Raw genomic sequence first — 17,009 nt, forward strand, 5'->3', positions numbered from 1 at the left:
CTGGCTCAATAAAAATGCGAGTGTATGTTGCTCTAGATGGGGGCGCACTGCCCCATTTCAATCAGAGCGGGATCACAGAAAATCGTTTTGGTAGCCTGATTTAGTGCACACCGTTAGAGAAAACCGGCCTTGGCCAGGGTCTCCAGGGTCAGGGTAGAGGCGCTGCTCTCCTGAGGTTTGCCCATCATCAGCCGCTCCAGATAGCGGGCAATCTGATCCACCTCCAGGTTGACCTTGTGGCCGGGTTTCCAGCTGGCGATGGTAGTCTCCTGGGCGGTGTGGGGCACGATCGTCAGGCGGAACAGATCCCCCTGCACGGCGTTGACGGTGAGGCTGATGCCATCCACCGCAATCGAGCCTTTCTCGGCGATGTAGCGGGAGAGCTCGCCCGGCGCCTTGATCCAGTACTCGAGGGCGCGGCCACTGCTGGAGACGCTTTTCACTTCCCCAACCCCGTCCACATGACCGGAGACCAGATGGCCGCCGAGGCGAGAGGTGGGCATCAACGCCTTCTCGAGGTTGACCCGATCGCCCACCCTGGCCGCGGCAAAGCCGCTGCGCGACAGGGTTTCCAGCGACACATCGGCGGTATAGCACTGGTCGCCCAGCGCCACCACGGTGAGGCAGACGCCGTTGGTGGCGATGGAATCACCCAGCTTAATGTCGCTAAAATCCAGACCCGGCGCATGGACGGTGAGGGCCATGTCGTCGCCCTGACGGCGCAGTTCGGCCAGGGTTCCCACCGCTTCGATAATTCCGGTAAACATGCAGATCACCTTGCTGATGACGGGGGCAGAGGCTGCCCCCTTGAACATTGATAAATCAGGCTATTTTGGCGGTAATGCGAATATCCAGCCCGACCATGCGCACATCCTTGATGTTGAGCTTGGGGGCCTGAAACAGTCGGCTCAGGCCGGGCAGATGGAACAGGCCGCGCCCCTCATCACCCATCAGTTTTGGCGCCTGATAGAGCACCAGCTCATCCACCAGTCCTTTATCCAGCAGCGCGCCGCACAGCCGTGGCCCCGCTTCAACCAGCACCGAGTTGATCTGCCGTTTAGCCAGCAACATGAACAAGCTGACCAGATCCAGCTTGCCATCCAGCAGCGGCAGCTCCAGCTGCTGCACCCACTCGGGCCACTCGCCGGATGCCTTGTGGCGGGCCAGCAGCACCGGGCTTTCGCTCTGGAACAACGGCAGGTCGGGGGTGAGCCGGTTTTGCGAATCGACGATGACCCGCAGCGGCTGGCGCAGGGTCTCTTTGGGATAGCTGGCCTTGACCGACGGGGGCAGCTCGTCCCAACGCACGGTCAGGGAGGCGCCATCGGCCAGCACTGTCTCGGCGCTGGAGAGTACCGCATCGTGGCGGGCTCGCAGCCGCTGCACGTCGCGGCGCGCATCGGGGGAGGTGATCCACTGGCTCTCGCCGCTCGCCATGGCGGTGCGACCATCGAGGCTGGCACCCAGCTTGATTGTGGTCCGTGGAAACGCGGTTCGCATCCGCTTGAAAAAGCCCGGATTGAGCGCCTCGGCATCGCTGGCTAGCAGGCCAAAATCGGTCTTGATACCTGCCTCGGAGAGCATGCGCAGACCGCGCCCGGCCACTTCGGGATTGGGATCGACCATGGCCGCCACCACCCGGGCAATACCGGCTTTGATCAGCGCCTCGGCGCAAGGGGGAGTACGGCCATGGTGAGAGCAGGGTTCGAGGGTCACATAGGCGGTGGCGCCACGGGCATTGTCACCGGCGGCGCGCAGGGCATAGACCTCAGCATGGGGCTCGCCCGCCTTCTGATGCCACCCTTCGCCAACCACCACCCCATCTTTGACCAGCACGGCACCCACGCAGGGGTTGGGGGCCGTGGTGTAGCGGCCACGGCGGGCCAGTTCGAGGGCCCGACTCATCCATTGGTAATCATCTTGACTAAACATCAGGACTCCTGTCTTCAACAACACCCAAGCCGCATCCGATCACGTAACTGACTGCGTTACCGCGTCCGATTACGCGTCGCTAATCGAACCTGCGTCCGGGAAGGTTCATTTTTCCAGCTTGGCGATCTCTTCACCAAACTCACGGATATCTTCGAAGCTGCGATAGACGGAGGCAAAGCGGATATAGGCCACCTTGTCCAGACTCTTGAGCTCATCCATCACCAGATTGCCCACCAGCTCGGAGGCGACTTCCCGCTCACCGGTGGCGCGCAGGCGGGATTTGATGTGGTTGACCGCCTTTTCGATGGCCTCCATGCTCACCGGTCGCTTCTCCAGCGCCCGCAGGATGCCGGCACGCAGCTTGTCTTCGTTGAACGGCTCGCGCGAACCGTTGGACTTGATGACGCGGGGCATCACCAGCTCGGCCATCTCGAAGGTGGTAAAGCGCTCGTGACAGAGCAGACACTCACGACGGCGGCGCACCTGATGGCCTTCTGCCACCAGACGGGAATCGATCACCTTGGTATCAACCGCACTACAGAATGGGCAATGCATCGGACCTCCGGCGTTAATGGAACAGGGACCGGCCCGGCGGGCCAGGATCTAGGTCGGCCAGTGTAGCACGGCCATACAAGGGCGGTAAAAAGCGGAAAAGCGTGATTTTTCTGTCCGTTATCACCAAGGAGCAACTCAGTCGTCGTAAGGCAGGCTATCGGGATCGCAATCCAGATAATCGGGGGCGGGATCGACCGTAAACTGCGCCGCATCGATATAGTCATGACCCAGCATCAATGCCTTGCCGATCCGGTGCATGCCATCCATCACCCGACCGGCGCTGTCGAGAATAACCGGATAGGCGAGATCCGCCGCCATGATGAGCTGACAATGCTCGACCACGCTGCGCACCGTGGGGCTGGCGCCGTCATGGCCGTACCAGTGCACCCGGTCAAGTTCGGCAATCCGGCCGAGGGCCACCGCCTGCACCGGCAGGTCGCGGCTCAATCGCACCAATCGGCGCACATCCCAGGCCAGCAGCCCCTGCTCGCCGGTACGAAAGTGATACTGGGCGCGGATCGCCAGCTTGAGCGCCGCCTCCCACTCCTCATCACGCCCGTCATCGTGCATCGTTACTTTGTTACTCTGAGTCATCCGTCCTCACCTCTTGTCAAATGCCATAAAAAACAATGCCACCCGAAGGTGGCATTGGTCTCAAACCGGATTAACGCCGTTATCAGGCATAAACCGGGAAGCGGCGGCAGATGTCCAGCACCTGCTCGCGTACGGTGGCCAGCACGGCATCGTTGTCGTGGTTGTCCAGTACGTCGCAGATCCAGTTGGTCAGCTGGATGGACTCGGCTTCCTTGAAACCACGGCGGGTGATGGCCGGGGTACCGATCCGTACACCTGAGGTGACGAACGGGGAGCGCGGGTCGTTAGGCACGGAGTTCTTGTTGACGGTGATGTTGGCTTTGCCCAGTGCAGCGTCAGCCTCCTTACCAGTCAGCTCGCGGCCAATCAGGTCAACCAGCATCAGATGGTTGTCGGTACCGCCGGAGACGATCTTGTAACCGCGCTCGATAAAGGTCGCAGCCATCGCCTTGGCGTTTTTCACTACCTGAGCCTGATAGGTCTTGAACTCCGGCTCCAGCGCCTCTTTGAAGGCAACGGCTTTACCGGCGATGACGTGCATCAGCGGGCCACCCTGACCACCCGGGAAGACGGCGGAGTTGAGCTTTTTGTAGAGCTCTTCGTCGTCAGCGGCGGAGAGGATCAGACCACCACGGGGACCGGCCAGGGTCTTGTGAGTGGTGGAGGTCACCACGTGAGCGTGGGGAACCGGGTTCGGGTAGACGCCTGCGGCAATCAGACCGGCCACGTGAGCCATGTCGACGAACAGGTAAGCACCGATTTTGTCAGCGATTTCACGCATGCGGGCCCAGTCAACGATACCGGAGTAGGCGGAGAAGCCACCGATCATCATCTTCGGCTTGTGCTCAATGGCCAGACGCTCCATCTCGTCGTAGTCAATTTTGCCGGACTCATCGATACCGTAAGGAATGATGTTGTAGAGCTTGCCGGAGAAGTTGACTGGGGAGCCGTGGGTCAGGTGACCACCGTGGGCCAGGTTCATGCCCAGCACTGTGTCGCCCGGCTGCAGCAGAGCCATATAGACGGCGCTATTGGCCTGGGAGCCGGAGTGCGGCTGCACGTTGGCGTAAGTGGCACCGAACAGCTCTTTGGCGCGCTCGATGGCCAGGGTTTCGACCACATCCACATACTCGCAACCACCGTAGTAGCGCTTGGCCGGATAGCCTTCAGCGTACTTGTTGGTCAACTGGGAGCCCTGGGCTTCCATGACTCGGGGGCTGGTGTAGTTCTCAGACGCAATCAGCTCGATATGCTCTTCCTGACGACGGGTCTCGTCTGTGATGGCCTGCCACAGCTGGGGGTCATAGCTGGCGATGGTCATGTCACGTTTCAACATCCGTTTCTCTCCTGAAAATCGTTTGCGCGGTAGGTGTAATGGGCGTGGCATTGTAACGTGAGCTGGATCAAAGAGACAGTCCAACAACCTAAAAAAATGTTGATTTTATGTTGTAAAAAACAAGATTTCCTCCACGTTCAATACCCTGGCCGCTCCGCCAAAAGAGACATTTTTCATCCCGCTGTTGGGCGGCAAAACCCGAAGGAGATCACAACGCCGTGGTGATCCATCCTGTAACATATTCATTCGAAACAAATTTAATGATGATGGAGCTGATTGCCACCACTCGCCCGAAGGGCGGCATCTGACCGGAGGAACTCAACATGGACCATCTGCTGACATTCGCGATCCTGGCTGTTTTTTTTCTGTTTTACTGGGTCTACTACACCAACCAGCGCAAACATATTGCGACCTGCCCGTGGGAGGATCTCCCCACCAAAGCCGAATATCTGGCGGCCCACCCGGAGGCTGTCGATGGCGACATCATCTTCTGCCACCACTGCGGCCACCACGAATTGCTGGAGGTGGGTCTGGTGCATCTGGCCGATTTTCGCCGCGAGTGGGTCTGCTCAAAGTGCAAGCAGGTGCTGTTTCGCGAAATAGAATAACGGCGCAGGGGCCGGCCACCATGCTCCCTGATCGTTGTGCATAGTCAGAAGGGATCAGGGCTGTGCATCCCTATTGGCCGCCAGCCACAGCTGTAACCCGCTCACCGCCTCGTCAAATCGTTGACCAATTGCCGCAGGCTCACCGCCTCCCACCTCAAGGGCCGCACAATGGCTGGCAAATTCGGTCAACCCCAGCGCCAGCGCACTCCCCTTTAGCTTGTGCGCCAGCTGACGTTGCTCACTCCCCTCCCCCTGAGCCAACTCATCCACCAACACCCGCCCTTGCGACTCAAACAGCCCGACCAGCTGGCGGATCCGCGCCATGCCGAGCAGGAGCAGATCGGCGTCCAGCACCGGATTGGCGAACTCGGGTTTGGTGGCAGAGACGGCGGCAGATAACTGCACGGACGACGCTATGGGTGACTCTTCCGGCCGGAACAGCCGCTCGATGGCGTTTGCCAGCACCGCCAGCCGCACCGGTTTGCCGACAAAATCGACAAAACCGGCGGCGAGGCAGTGGCGGATATCCTCCGGATACATCTGGGCCGAGATGGCGATGGCGGGCAGCGGCCGCTCATGCACCTCCTCACTGATGGCGGCCAGATCCTCGCGCAGGGTCATCCCGTCCATGTCGGGCAGGTTGATATCGAGCAGCGCCAGCTCGAAAGGACGCTCGGTCACCAGCGCCAGCGCACTGCGACCATCTTCCGCCAGGGTGACGCGATGGCCAAGGCGAGTCAGCATGCCGTGCGCCACCAACCGGTTGATCTCGTTATCCTCCACCAACAGGATGTCGCGGGACTGGCCAAGGTGCAGCGGCTGCGCCTCGGCGGGCAGTTGGGCACTGGAGCGCTGCAACGGCAAGCTGAAGCTGAATTCACACCCCTTGCCCGGCTCGCTGGCAAGAATCAGCTCGCCCCCCATGGCGGCCACCAGCTTGCGGCTGATCGCCAGCCCCAGTCCGGTGCCGCCCTGATGGCCTATATCGCGCTTGCGCTGGCGAAACGCTTCAAACACCGCCTCTTGCTCATCGGCCGGAATGCCGGGGCCGGTATCGCGCACAACGAAGCGGATGCAGGGCTCGGCGCAAGGGCCCTGACAGACAAGAGGCGCCACCGTCAGGGTAATCTGGCCACTGGCGGTAAACTTGACCGCATTGCCGAGCAAGTTGCCGAGCACCTGCCGCAGTTTGCCCAGATCCCCCTCAACCACCGGCGCCAGCCCGGGCGCATACTCCAGCGCCAAGGTGACCCCCTTGGCTGCCGCCTTTGGCCGCAGCAGCGAGCTGAGCTCATCCACCAGCAGGAACAGGGGGAAGGGTTCGCGGCGTGCCTCCACATGGCCCGCCTCTATCTTGGAGTAGTCGAGAATGTCGTTGAGGATCTCCAGCAGGGATTCGCCACTGTGCTCGATGGCGGCCAGATAGCGCTGCTGGGTATCGCTGAGGTAGGTATCTTCCAGCAGCGTCAGGCCCCCCAGAATGCCGTTCATAGGGGTGCGGATCTCGTGACTCATGGTGGCGAGAAAAACCGACTTGGCCCGGTTGGCCTGTTCGGCCTCGGCGCGGGCCTGCCGCTGCTTCTCCACCTCCTCATTGAGCCGCTCGTTGGCGTGGCTGAGCTGGCCAGTGCGCTCCTCGACCCGCGACTCCAGCTCGCGCTGATAGCGGCCCAACTCAACCGCATTGTCACGAAACACCTGCAGGGCCCGGCCCAGCTCCGCCAGCTCATCGCGCCCCGACCCGGCGATCGGCTCAAGGGGGGCCAGATCCCCGCGCGCCAACCGGCTCATCCCCGCCACCGCCCGTTGCAGTGGCCAGACGATCCGGCCGTAGACCATGCGCCACATCAGCAGCATCAGCAGTACCAGCGTGAGCAGGCCAATGCCCATCAGCGCCTGCTCCAGCAGCCTGAGGCGCTGACTTAACGCCTGCTGGCTCTCCCCCAGCGAATCGCGGGCACGGTTAACCAGCTCACCGACCTGCTGGTTTAGACTGCTCATCAAGGCTTCGTTGGCGCTGGCCAGCACCCGCAGCGCCTCCCCCTTGCCGAGCCAGTCGCTGCGCAGCTGCACCAGCTTGTCGCTCTGCGCCAGCACGGTCAGCGCCTGCTCCACCGCCTGACGACGAGCCGGATCGGTCACAGCACCGGCCCGCAGTTGCAAGATAGCCAGCTCCCGCTGCCCCTCTTGCAATAGCGTTTGCAATTGTTCCTGTCGTTCGCTGCGCCACATCTCTTCGATGCGCTGCTGTTGCATCAGGGTGCGATGACGCAGCTCGGTCATCTGCTCCAGCCAGTCAAGATCCTGCTCCAGCAGGCGGTCCAGCGTCCGGGCCGCTTGCCCCCCTTGCTGTTGATAGAGGGAGCCCAACCCTGCCACCATCACGGTTTCGGCGTTCTCCATTTGGCTGCGCGCCAGCTCGGCGATCTGCCCGGCCGCCGCCACCAGACGGGCCCGCTGCGCCTCACCCTGCGCCATCAGAGTCAGTCGCTCTCCCACCAGCCAGCCCTGCTGGCCCAGATTGCCGATGATGCTCTGGCTGAGCTGATCGAGGCTTGTGAAACCCTGCCCACGGCCAAGTTGCGCCAGCACCTGCTGTAGCTGCTGTCCCTGCAGGGTGAGCAAGCGCCCCTGATGCTCCCGCTCCTGCTCGCTGGTCGCGGTGGCCAGCAGCCTCGACGCGCTCTGGATCTCGCCGCTAAGACGAGAGAGCGTACGAGCCAGCTCCTGATCGGCCAGCGTCTGCTGCACCCCTTGCTCCAGCTGGCGCAGATGGCTAAGCCCCACCCAGCCCAGCAGGGAGGCACTCAGGGTCAGCAACGCCATCAGGGAGAAGGCCAGCAGCAACTTGCCACCCAGGCCGGAAAAGATTCTCACGGGAAGTCCCTTGGTTGTGGTCGGCTTTGACCGGATAATATGGCCCAACACTTTAACAAAACCCCTGACCATGCGAAGCGTCTATCTCTCCCCGTTGTTGCTGATCTGGTTGCTAATGCTTCCCCGCGCCGCCTTCGCCTTTGCGGTCGATCTCTGGCCCGACGGCGAATTCAGCGGCCAACCGGTGCGCCAGCAGTGGCCGGAACCCGCTGCCGCAACCAAACCGCTGACCCTCTGTGCCCTCTACCCCCATCTGCGCGACGCCTACTGGCTGTCGGTCAATCAGGGCATGGTGGACGAGGCGAAACGGCTGGGAGTCAAATTGCAGATCCACGAAGCGGGGGGCTACGGCGCCATCGCCGAGCAGCGCCAGCAGTTGCAGCGGTGCGTGCAGGAAGGCAGCGACGCCACCTTGCTCGGCGCAGTGAGCTATCAGGGCTTGCGCGAGGCAATCAAGGCAACGCCGCTGCCGGTGTTTGGGCTGGTCAACGATCTGCCCAGCGGTCTGGTGCAGGCCAAGGTGGGGGTCTCCTGGTACCAGATGGGCTGGCAGATTGGCCACTGGCTGGCGCAGCGCCACCCCGCCGGCAGCAAGCCGGTCTCGGTCGCCCTCTTCCCCGGCCCGCAGGCGAGCGGCGGCAATAACTTCGTCGAGCCGGGTTTTGCCGACGCCATCAAGGGGAGCGCCATCGAGCTGGTCACTACCGAGCGCGGCGACAACAGCCGGGAAATCCAGCGCACGCTGGTGCAGCAGACCCTGGCCCGCTATCCAGAGCTCGACTATCTGGTGGGAGGCGCCATCGCCGCCGAAGTGGCGGTCAACGAGCTGGCGCAGCGCCATCTCGACAGGCCCCAAGTGCTGAGCACCTACTTCAGCCACGGCGTACAGCGCGGCCTGCGCCGGGGCAAGATCCTGGCTGCCAACAGCGATCAGATGCGGCTGCAGGGGCGCCTTGCGGTGGCTCAGGCGGTCTGTCTGCTGCAACACCCCGACGCCAGTGCCGAGCAGTGCCCGCGGGTGATGGGGCCACCCATTCTGACCCTCTCTGCGCCGCTGGCCGACCCCGCAGATTCCCTCTCGGATGGCGCTTTTCGTCCCGTCTATCGGGTCGAATAGCGGGCGGGCGAATCGCCGTTGCCAAATCCGATTAGCACACTCAAGGAGAAGAGATGAAAGAGTTACATGCCAGCTGCCTGTGCGGCGCCATCGCCCTGATCCTGCCGGATCAGTTCGACTATATGGGGAACTGCCACTGCAGCGAATGCCGCAAGTTTTCAGGGGGAGATTACGCCTCGGTCGGCGGACTGGATGGCAACAAGGTCACCATCATGAAGGGGGAAGAAGCCATCACCCGCTACCAGAAATCGGCAGAGACCACCCTGGCCTTCTGTCGTCACTGCGGCTCCAGCCTGTTCAGCCAGAAGAGCAGCAGCGGCAAGATCAATCTACGCCTCGGGGTGCTGGACGATGTGCCAAGCCAGCGTCCCGCGTTTCACATCTTTGTCGGCTCCAAGGCCCCCTGGCACCAGATTGGCGACGACTGCCCGCAATTTGATACCCGCCCGCCGGTCTGATACCCGGTCAAACAGGTCAAGACCACCACACGGGAATCAAGAGGCTATCTCACCGGCAAACAGATAGCCTTCACCATGGACGGTGACAAACAGCTGGGGATCCCGCGGATCCGGCTCCATCTTGCCCCGCAGCCGCCGGATCAGTACGTCTATGGTGCGATCGCTCGGGCCATCGCCGCGATGGCTGATGAGGGTCAGGATCCGCTCCCGGCTCAGCACTCGCCCGGCATGGGCGACAAAGGCCACCAGCACTTCATATTCAGCCTTGGTCAGGCGCACCGGCACCCTGTCCTTGCTGAGCTGGCGGCGGGGAATGTCAAAACGCCAGGGACCAAAGCGCACCGCATCGTCAGCCACCGCAGGCTCGCTCGGCGCGGCGGCAGCCAGCGAGATCCGCCACAGCAGATTTTTGACCCGCACCAGCAACTCCCGCAGCTCGAACGGCTTGGTGACATAGTCATCGGCCCCCATCTCGAGGCCGACAATCCGGTCCACCGCATCACTGCGGCCGGTGACCAGAATGATCCCCACCGTGCTGCGCGCCCGCAGTTCACGGGTCAGCAGCAGACCATCTTCCCCCGGCAGGTTGATATCCAGCATCACCAGATCGACCGTCTGCTCCGCCAGCACAGCGCGCATCTCCTGACCGTTTTCGACCGCCGTCACCCGATAGCCCTCCCGCTCGAAATAGCCGGTCAGCTTCTCGCGGGTAACCGCATCATCTTCAACAACCAGAATGTGGTAGCTCATGGGCAGGGTTCGCGATGGTCGACAAGGGAGGATTATTCTATTCACATTTTGTCATAAATACCCCTATTTCATTAATTTGTGGCGGCAGCCCTGTTCACAACGCCTCCCTATCATGGCCCCCATCAAAAAAGTGATGTGAGAGAGCATGATGAAAAAACTGTGGCACTTCCTGCGCACCCCCAGCCGTCGCTGGTCGATACTGGCGCTGCTTCTGGTGGGCGTCGGCGTCACCCTCGCGGGCACCGTCGGCCTGCACTACGGCTTTGAGAAAACCAGCAGCCTCGAATTCTGTATCTCCTGCCACTCCATGAAAGACACCGTCTATCCGGAGTACAAGGAGTCCATCCACTTCAAGAATGCCTCAGGGGTACAGGCGGTCTGTACCGACTGTCACCAGCCGAAGGACTTTGTCGGCAAGGTGGCCCGCAAGATGGAGGCGGCCAACGACCTCTATCAGGAGTACATAGGCCACAGCATCGACACCCAGGAGAAGTTCGAGGACCGGCGCCTGCATCTGGCCGAGAAGGTGTGGGCGCGGATGAGCAGCCAGAACTCCAAGACCTGCAAGTCCTGCCACAGCTACGACAACATGGATCACGCCAAGCAATCCCCGGCGGCAGCGCTGGCGATGAAAGATGCGGCGGCGAAGAACATGAACTGCATCGAGTGCCACAAGGGCATCGCCCACGAACTGCCCAACATGGCGGGCGGCTTCCGTGCCACCTACGCCACCCTGGTCAACGACGCGCAAGAGGCGCCAGCCGCCGAGACCCTCTACAACCTGGGTGAGAAAGATCTCTATGCCAGCGAGCAGAGCACCGACCCGGTCGGCAAGCTGCTGCCAGCCTCCCGCATCGACGTGACGGCCCGCAGCGGCGATCGTCTACAGGTGACCATCGAAGGGTGGCGCGAGAGCAAAGGCAAGGGCCGGGTGTTGAGCGAGTACATGGGCAAGCGGGTCTTCGTCGCCACCATCCGTGACGAGCTGAAAGCCAGCGAACAGATCCTGAAAAAAGAGACCGACAGTGCCACCCATATCAAGTGGGAGCAGGTTCAGGTGCAAGCCTGGGTCGACAACAAGGGCTTTGAATCCTCACTCAAGCCGATCTGGGATTACGCCGGCGAGATGTACAAATCCACCTGCAACTCCTGCCACGGCGCGCCGGATCCGGCTCACTTTACCGCCAACGGCTGGATCTCGGGCCTCAAGGCGATGTCTGCCTACTACCGCCTGAGCAAGGAAGAGGAGCGCACCCTGCTCAAATACCTGCAGAACCATGCCGCCGATACCGGTGGTCAGGGCAGCCACTAATTCCGGATTCGAGTTCCGGATCCGAGAGAGGAATAACAAGATGATCAATATTTCCCGTCGTGGTTTTCTGGGTGGCTTGCTGGCTGGCGGTGCTTCCGCCCTGATCGGCCCCTCCCTGCTCGGTCGTGCCGTGATGGCCGCCGAGTCTGGCGACAAGCTGGTGCAATCTGGCTCCCACTGGGGCGCCTTCCGCGCCCGGGTGGTCGATGGTCGCTGGGTCGATACCCTGCCGTTCCAGCATGACAAGCACCCCACCGACATGCTCAAGGCCTTGAGCGAAGTGGTTTATAACCCGTCTCGTATTCGCTACCCCATGGTGCGACTGGACTGGCTGCGCAAAGGCCATCAGTCCGACACCAGCGAACGCGGCCAGAACCGCTTCGTGCGGGTCACCTGGTCCCAGGCGCTGGACTTCTTCTATCACGAGCTGGAGCGGGTGCAGAAGACCTATGGCCCGAGCGCCCTCTATGCCGGTCACTCCGGCTGGCAGTCGGTGGGCAAGCTGCACTCCGCTGGCGCCATGCTGGGACGCGCCATGAACCTGCACGGCACCTATCTGGCCAAGGCCGGTGACTACTCCACCGGTGCCGCCCAGGTGATCCTGCCCCACGTGGCAGGGGCCATGGAGGTGTACGAGCAGCAGACCTCCTGGCCGCTGGTGCTGGAGCACAGCAAGACCATCGTTATCTGGGGCTCCGATCCCATCAAGAACCTGCAAGTGGGCTGGCTGGTGCCGGATCACAGCGTCTACGACTACTGGGCTCAGTTGAAAGAGAAGGTGGCCAAGGGCGAGATCCGGGTGATCAGCGTCGATCCGGTCAAATCCAAGACCCAGAAATACCTCAACTGCGATCAGGTGACCCTGAATCCGCAGACCGACGTGCCGCTGATGCTGGGCATCGCCCACACCCTCTACAGCGAGAAGCGCCACGACGAGGCGTTCCTGAAGAACTACACCACCGGCTTTGACAAATTCCTGCCCTACCTGCTGGGCACCAGCGATGGTCAGGTGAAGGATGCCGAGTGGGCCGCCGCCATCTGCGGCGTCCCTGCCGAGACCATCCGCGAGCTGGCCCGCGCCATGAGCAGCGGCCGTACCCAGCTTATCGGCGGCTGGTGTGTACAGCGCATGCACCACGGCGAGCAGTACGCCTGGATGCTGGTGGTACTGGCCTCGATGATTGGTCAGATCGGCCTGCCGGGCGGCGGTTACGGCTTTGGCTGGCACTACAACGGGGCAGGCACCATCACCTCCAGCGGCCCCATCATGTCCGGTTTCAGCTCGGTCATTCCTGGGGTCAAGCCGCTCCATGATGGCGACTGGAAGGGCTACTCCAAATTCATTCCGGTGGCCCGTTTCGTCGACTGCATCCTCAATCCGGGCAAGCAGCTCGCCTTCAACGGCCAGACCATCACCTACCCCCACATGAAGATGGCAGTGTTCTGCGGCAACAACCCGTTCCACCACCAGCAGGATCGCAACAAGATGGTCGCCGCCTGGCGCAAGCTGGAAACCGTGGTCAGCATCGATCACCAGTGGACGGCCAGCTGCCGTTTCGCCGATATCGTGCTGCCCGCCACCACCACCTATGAGCGGGATGACATCGAGCAGTGGGGCTCTCACTCCAACGCCGGTATCCTGGCCATGCACAAGGTGGTTGAGCCGCTGTTCGAGGCGCGCGATGACTATGACATCTTCGCCGATCTCTGCCGTCGCTTCGGTCGCGAGGCCGAGTTCACCGGCGGCAAGAGCAAGCTGGATTGGATCCAGAGCATTTATGACGACGCCCGCCTGCAGGGTCGCGGCATCGGTATTCGTCTGCCCCGTTTCAGCCAGTTCTGGCACGGCGAGGGGTTCGTCACCTTCCCGGCGGGCCAGCCCTGGGTACGCCACGAGTCGTTCCGTCAGGAGCCGGATCTGGAGCCCCTCGGTACCCCGTCTGGCCTTATCGAGATCTACTCCAAGACCATCGCCGACTACGGCTATGGGGATTGCCCGGGCCACCCGGTCTGGATCGAACCCTACGAGCGATCTCACGGCGGGCCGGGCAGCAAACAGTACCCGCTGCACCTGCAATCCTGCCACCCGGACAAGCGGCTGCACAGCCAGCTCTGCTCCTCCGACAACTACCGCGCCACCTACACTGTGCAGGGTCGCGAACCTGTCTACATGAATCCGCAGGATGCCAAGTCCCGCGGCCTCAAAGACGGCGATCTGGTGCGGGTGTTCAACGGCCGCGGTCAGGTACTGGCCGGTCTGGTGGTAAGCGATGACTACGCCCCCGGCGTGGTGCGCATTCAGGAAGGTGCCTGGTATGGCCCGCAAGAGGGCGGCAAGGTCGGCACCCTTTGTACCTATGGTGACCCCAACGTACTGACCGCTGACATCGGCTCCTCCAGCCTGGCGCAGGCCACCACGGCCCATACCGCGCTGGTGGAGATCGAGAAGTTCCGCGGGCAGGCACCAGCTGTCACTGCCTTCGGCACACCGGAATCAGCCAAGGGCATCGACCCTATGTTCCCGGCACTCTGACCCCGGGGGGACGAAAGCGCCCCCTTGAGTTTCCTTTATTTTTAAAGTCGTTAGAATCGGGAGCCATCAAGGCTCCCGATTGCCATCCACGGAGGAAAAATGCAGGAATTTATGGCTACCAGCGAACGCCGGGCCGAACTCTACTGGTGGTTCTCCACCCTGTTCGCCGCCGAGCTCAGTGATGAGCAGATCGCCGAATATGACACCTATGATGTGCGAAGCTTCCTGAAAAGCCTCTCGACCCTCGACCCGATGCGCGAGGCAGTGGCGGAACTCAACGACGCCATCGCTCGCCTGCTGGTGCGCCCGGATCGCCAGCTGGAGCTGGCCGCCGACTTCGCCGGCCTGTTTCTGGTGGATCCCAAGCAGGGCGCCCTGCCCTACGAATCACTCTACCGCGGCGATGCCAAGCTGATGATGCAGGCCCCGATGACCGAGATGCAGGCCCGCCTAGATCGCCTCGGCATCAATGTCAGCGACAAATACAAGGAGCCTGCCGACCATCTGGCCATCGAGCTGGATCTGATGGGCAATCTCATCATCCGCGCGGCGGAAGCAAAGAGCGCTGCCGAGCGGGAAAGCTGGTTAAACGAACAGGAGGCGCTGTTGCACACCCATCTGCTGGGCTGGTTCGCCAAGTTCGAAACCGCCTGTCGCGCCGCCGACCAGTTTGGCTTCTATGGCGCCTGTGCGCGCCTGCTGGGGGTATTCCTCACCATGGATGCCAACTATCTGGGGCTGGTGAAGCCGACCCAACCGGCCGGTTGAAGCAATGAGAACAGCGCTGCTATTGATAGCATGCTGGCTGCTGGCCCTGATCCCGCTGGATCAAGGCCTTACCCCTCTCGCGGCACTACTCTTTAATCCGGATCGCGAGCTGTACGGTACCGCCCAGCTCACCGGCTTTGCCGGTATTCTGCTCACCCTCTATCTCGCCAACCTCGGTGTGGAAGTGGTGCTGCGCCGCCGTTTTCAGATCGCCGGCATGCTGGCCCTGCTGGCCGCCTGGATCGACTTCATCAACAGCAGTGGCAGCGAGTCGCACTTCCTGCTGCTCTACCTGCTTGCCCTCCCCTTCCACCTGCTCGGCTGGCTGGTATTTGTGCGCGGTATTCAGGCGTTTGGTCGCCAGAAAGGCTGATCCCTTCCTACCGCCTATTGATCACTGTCAGATCCAGACACGACAACACTGACGCTCACATGGCGCCTTACTCAGTAAAGGGGGATCAGCCTCGATGACCAGACGGCAGAAAGTGGATGGCACGCGCCAGCAGGCGGTAATGTTCGGGGGGAAGAGCGTCGGAGAAGATCCACAGTTGCCGTAACGACGCAGGTTCAGTGCCTTGCGGATCGGGGCAAAGCACCAACCTGAGCACACCGGGCAAAATACGGCTCTTTTTACCGAGCTGATAGCGGCGACCTTGCCACTGTAGCCACTGGCCATCCCAGATCAGTTCGAATGGGGGCTCGACGAGCGCCCGCCAACTCAGCCAGAGCGCCACCAACCAAACGGGCAGCAACAGCGCCCACTGCCAAGCGGCAATCAGGCCAGCCACCGGCCAGAGCAGCAACAGAAAGAGGGCCACCAGCAAGGATTGCTGATGGCGGGAGGGGTGAACCTGGATGATCACCCGCGCCACAGCGTTACAGCTGACGGTCGTGGCGGGCCTGATTACGCTCCAGGATCATCTTGATCAGGGCGACAAAAGCGGGATCGGCCGGTACGGCGTGACCCATGGTCCAACGGAACAGATCCGGATCATCGCTCTCCAGCAGGCTGATAAAGGTCTGCTGATCGGCGTCACTCAGGGCGTCGAACTCGTTTTCATAAAACGGCATAAAGATCACATCCAACTCAAGCATGCCGCGACGGCAGGCCCATTTCAGACGGGATTTTTCAACTGGGCTCAACATGGCACTCTCCTTACATAGACCCAGGGGATGGTACCAGCAGGATTTTCCGGCTGACAAACATTAGTTACGTCTTTACCATGCAGCTCACATACTTTCTCTCTGGAATACCATCGTGAGTCTGCAACCACCTGCTTTTCCTGCCGAGCCGACCAGTTTCCCCCTGACCAAGCTGGCCATCACCCGCCTCTGTGGCCCGGATCGCGCCAAATTTCTGCAAGGTCAGGTCACCTGTGATGTGAATGCCCTGCAGCCGGGGCAAAACACCCCAGGTGGTCATTGCGATCCCAAGGGCAAGCTGTGGAGTGATTTTCGCCTGCTCTGCCTGGAAGATTCCCTATTAATGCTGACCACCCCGTCGGTGCTGGAACGCCAGCTGCCGGAGCTCAAGAAGTTCGCAGTCTTCTCCAAGGTCGAGATCGCCGCCGATGAGCGCCACGCCACCGGGATCGCCGGTGCGGGCAGCGATGAGTGGATCGCCGCCCAGTTTGGCCTGCAGCAGAGCGGTCTTATCGACGGCGGCATGGCGGTGAAGATCGAACAGGATCGCTGGCTGCTGGTGAGCAATCAGCAAGCCGAGACACTGCCGCAAGGCGACGAGTCACTCTGGTGGGGGCTCGAGATCAAGGCGGGTCTGCCGCACATGGAAGCGGTGCATCAGGGGGAGTACATCCCGCAGATGCTCAACCTGCAGGCACTGGATGGCATCAGCTTCAACAAGGGCTGCTACATGGGGCAGGAGACGGTAGCCCGCGCCAAGTATCGCGGAGCCAACAACCGCGCCCTGTTCCTGCTGGCGGGCACCAGCGGCGAGCCGGTCACCAGCGGCGATACCCTTGAGCTGCAACTGGGTGACAACTGGCGCCGCAGCGGCATGGTGCTCAACGCCTGGCAACAGGCCGGGCAGGTGTGGCTCACCGCCGTGCTGCCGAAAGATACCGAGGCTGACGCTCAATTCCGCCTCAAGCAGGACGAAGGCTCCCGCCTCACCCTGCAACCCCTGCCTTACCAACTGACCGAGTAAGG

General features: G+C 61.8%; 17 protein-coding genes. 8 read left to right on the forward strand and 9 right to left on the reverse strand.

Annotated features, from left to right (window positions below; translation table 11 throughout):
• Positions 1-113: 113 nt before the first annotated feature.
• From BN1135_RS01190 to glyA, 5 genes are all read right to left on the reverse strand, one after another.
• Positions 114-767, reverse strand: a complete 654-nt coding sequence (locus tag BN1135_RS01190) for a riboflavin synthase (protein ID WP_042018258.1) — start codon at positions 765-767, stop codon at positions 114-116.
• A 55-nt stretch (positions 768-822) separates the two neighbouring features.
• Positions 823-1,932 carry a bifunctional diaminohydroxyphosphoribosylaminopyrimidine deaminase/5-amino-6-(5-phosphoribosylamino)uracil reductase RibD gene (gene ribD, locus BN1135_RS01195; RefSeq protein ID WP_042018203.1) on the reverse strand — a complete coding sequence of 370 codons (1,110 nt, stop codon included), beginning with the start codon at positions 1,930-1,932 and terminating at the stop codon, positions 823-825.
• 105 nt (positions 1,933-2,037) lie between these two features.
• On the reverse strand, positions 2,038-2,487 hold the full coding sequence (nrdR, locus tag BN1135_RS01200; RefSeq protein WP_005338880.1) for a transcriptional regulator NrdR: 450 nt from the start codon (positions 2,485-2,487) through the stop codon (positions 2,038-2,040).
• Positions 2,488-2,622: 135 nt separating this feature from the next.
• On the reverse strand, positions 2,623-3,057 hold the full coding sequence (locus tag BN1135_RS01205) for a hypothetical protein (RefSeq protein ID WP_042018204.1): 435 nt from the start codon (positions 3,055-3,057) through the stop codon (positions 2,623-2,625).
• A gap of 106 nt (positions 3,058-3,163) precedes the next feature.
• A complete protein-coding gene (gene glyA, locus BN1135_RS01210; protein ID WP_042018205.1) occupies positions 3,164-4,417 on the reverse strand; it encodes a serine hydroxymethyltransferase in 1,254 nt (417 codons plus the stop codon).
• Between the two features lie 323 nt (positions 4,418-4,740).
• Between glyA and BN1135_RS01215 the strand changes: the two genes are divergently transcribed.
• Positions 4,741-5,025, forward strand: coding sequence for a hypothetical protein (locus BN1135_RS01215; protein ID WP_042018206.1), 285 nt, complete (start codon positions 4,741-4,743; stop codon positions 5,023-5,025).
• A gap of 54 nt (positions 5,026-5,079) precedes the next feature.
• Here the strand turns inward: BN1135_RS01215 and torS are convergent, their stop codons facing one another.
• On the reverse strand, positions 5,080-7,902 hold the full coding sequence (torS, locus tag BN1135_RS01220) for a TMAO reductase system sensor histidine kinase/response regulator TorS (RefSeq protein WP_042018208.1): 2,823 nt from the start codon (positions 7,900-7,902) through the stop codon (positions 5,080-5,082).
• A gap of 70 nt (positions 7,903-7,972) precedes the next feature.
• Here torS and torT point away from each other — a divergent pair, with 70 nt between their 5' ends.
• Together torT and BN1135_RS01230 are read left to right on the forward strand one after the other, a co-directional pair.
• Positions 7,973-9,019, forward strand: coding sequence for a TMAO reductase system periplasmic protein TorT (gene torT / locus BN1135_RS01225; RefSeq protein WP_042018209.1), 1,047 nt, complete (start codon positions 7,973-7,975; stop codon positions 9,017-9,019).
• Positions 9,020-9,072: 53 nt separating this feature from the next.
• Positions 9,073-9,477 (forward strand): GFA family protein, encoded by a 405-nt coding sequence (locus BN1135_RS01230; RefSeq protein ID WP_042018210.1) that lies wholly within the window; start codon positions 9,073-9,075, stop codon positions 9,475-9,477.
• A gap of 36 nt (positions 9,478-9,513) precedes the next feature.
• Here the strand turns inward: BN1135_RS01230 and torR are convergent, their stop codons facing one another.
• Positions 9,514-10,227, reverse strand: a complete 714-nt coding sequence (torR, locus tag BN1135_RS01235; protein WP_042018211.1) for a two-component system response regulator TorR — start codon at positions 10,225-10,227, stop codon at positions 9,514-9,516.
• A 145-nt stretch (positions 10,228-10,372) separates the two neighbouring features.
• Here torR and torC point away from each other — a divergent pair, with 145 nt between their 5' ends.
• From torC to BN1135_RS01255, 4 genes are all read left to right on the forward strand, one after another.
• Positions 10,373-11,539, forward strand: coding sequence for a pentaheme c-type cytochrome TorC (gene torC, locus BN1135_RS01240; protein ID WP_082186699.1), 1,167 nt, complete (start codon positions 10,373-10,375; stop codon positions 11,537-11,539).
• A 40-nt stretch (positions 11,540-11,579) separates the two neighbouring features.
• Complete coding sequence (torA, locus tag BN1135_RS01245; protein ID WP_042018214.1) at positions 11,580-14,072, forward strand: trimethylamine-N-oxide reductase TorA; 2,493 nt, start codon at positions 11,580-11,582, stop codon at positions 14,070-14,072.
• A gap of 99 nt (positions 14,073-14,171) precedes the next feature.
• A complete protein-coding gene (gene torD, locus BN1135_RS01250) occupies positions 14,172-14,840 on the forward strand; it encodes a molecular chaperone TorD (RefSeq protein WP_042018216.1) in 669 nt (222 codons plus the stop codon).
• Positions 14,841-14,844: 4 nt separating this feature from the next.
• Complete coding sequence (locus BN1135_RS01255) at positions 14,845-15,213, forward strand: hypothetical protein (RefSeq protein ID WP_042018217.1); 369 nt, start codon at positions 14,845-14,847, stop codon at positions 15,211-15,213.
• 85 nt (positions 15,214-15,298) lie between these two features.
• On the opposite strand, the gene BN1135_RS01260 is transcribed toward BN1135_RS01255, so the two are convergent.
• Positions 15,299-15,697 (reverse strand): protein YgfX, encoded by a 399-nt coding sequence (locus BN1135_RS01260; protein WP_042018259.1) that lies wholly within the window; start codon positions 15,695-15,697, stop codon positions 15,299-15,301.
• 19 nt (positions 15,698-15,716) lie between these two features.
• The gene (locus BN1135_RS01265) at positions 15,717-15,986 is read right to left on the reverse strand and encodes an FAD assembly factor SdhE (protein ID WP_042018220.1); all 270 of its coding nucleotides are present in this window, start codon (positions 15,984-15,986) and stop codon (positions 15,717-15,719) included.
• 112 nt (positions 15,987-16,098) lie between these two features.
• Here BN1135_RS01265 and ygfZ point away from each other — a divergent pair, with 112 nt between their 5' ends.
• Positions 16,099-17,007 carry a tRNA-modifying protein YgfZ gene (ygfZ, locus tag BN1135_RS01270; RefSeq protein ID WP_042018222.1) on the forward strand — a complete coding sequence of 303 codons (909 nt, stop codon included), beginning with the start codon at positions 16,099-16,101 and terminating at the stop codon, positions 17,005-17,007.
• Positions 17,008-17,009: the final 2 nt, after the last annotated feature.

Source organism: Aeromonas sobria, from assembly GCF_000820145.1.
Classification (GTDB): Bacteria; Pseudomonadota; Gammaproteobacteria; order Enterobacterales; family Aeromonadaceae; genus Aeromonas; species Aeromonas sobria.

Excerpts from the sequence above, each read along its gene's own strand:
- BN1135_RS01230 (WP_042018210.1), top strand. The coding sequence starts at position 9,073 with ATGAAAGAGTTACATGCCAGCTGCCTGTGCGGCGCCATCGCCCTGATC.
- glyA (WP_042018205.1), bottom strand. The coding sequence starts at position 4,417 with ATGTTGAAACGTGACATGACCATCGCCAGCTATGACCCCCAGCTGTGG.
- BN1135_RS01205 (WP_042018204.1), bottom strand. The coding sequence starts at position 3,057 with ATGCACGATGACGGGCGTGATGAGGAGTGGGAGGCGGCGCTCAAGCTG.
- torD (WP_042018216.1), top strand. The coding sequence starts at position 14,172 with ATGCAGGAATTTATGGCTACCAGCGAACGCCGGGCCGAACTCTACTGG.
- torR (WP_042018211.1), bottom strand. The coding sequence starts at position 10,227 with ATGAGCTACCACATTCTGGTTGTTGAAGATGATGCGGTTACCCGCGAG.
- nrdR (WP_005338880.1), bottom strand. The coding sequence starts at position 2,487 with ATGCATTGCCCATTCTGTAGTGCGGTTGATACCAAGGTGATCGATTCC.
- BN1135_RS01215 (WP_042018206.1), top strand. The coding sequence starts at position 4,741 with ATGGACCATCTGCTGACATTCGCGATCCTGGCTGTTTTTTTTCTGTTT.
- torT (WP_042018209.1), top strand. The coding sequence starts at position 7,973 with ATGCGAAGCGTCTATCTCTCCCCGTTGTTGCTGATCTGGTTGCTAATG.
- torA (WP_042018214.1), top strand. The coding sequence starts at position 11,580 with ATGATCAATATTTCCCGTCGTGGTTTTCTGGGTGGCTTGCTGGCTGGC.
- BN1135_RS01255 (WP_042018217.1), top strand. The coding sequence starts at position 14,845 with ATGAGAACAGCGCTGCTATTGATAGCATGCTGGCTGCTGGCCCTGATC.
- torC (WP_082186699.1), top strand. The coding sequence starts at position 10,373 with ATGATGAAAAAACTGTGGCACTTCCTGCGCACCCCCAGCCGTCGCTGG.
- BN1135_RS01190 (WP_042018258.1), bottom strand. The coding sequence starts at position 767 with ATGTTTACCGGAATTATCGAAGCGGTGGGAACCCTGGCCGAACTGCGC.
- ribD (WP_042018203.1), bottom strand. The coding sequence starts at position 1,932 with ATGTTTAGTCAAGATGATTACCAATGGATGAGTCGGGCCCTCGAACTG.
- BN1135_RS01265 (WP_042018220.1), bottom strand. The coding sequence starts at position 15,986 with ATGTTGAGCCCAGTTGAAAAATCCCGTCTGAAATGGGCCTGCCGTCGC.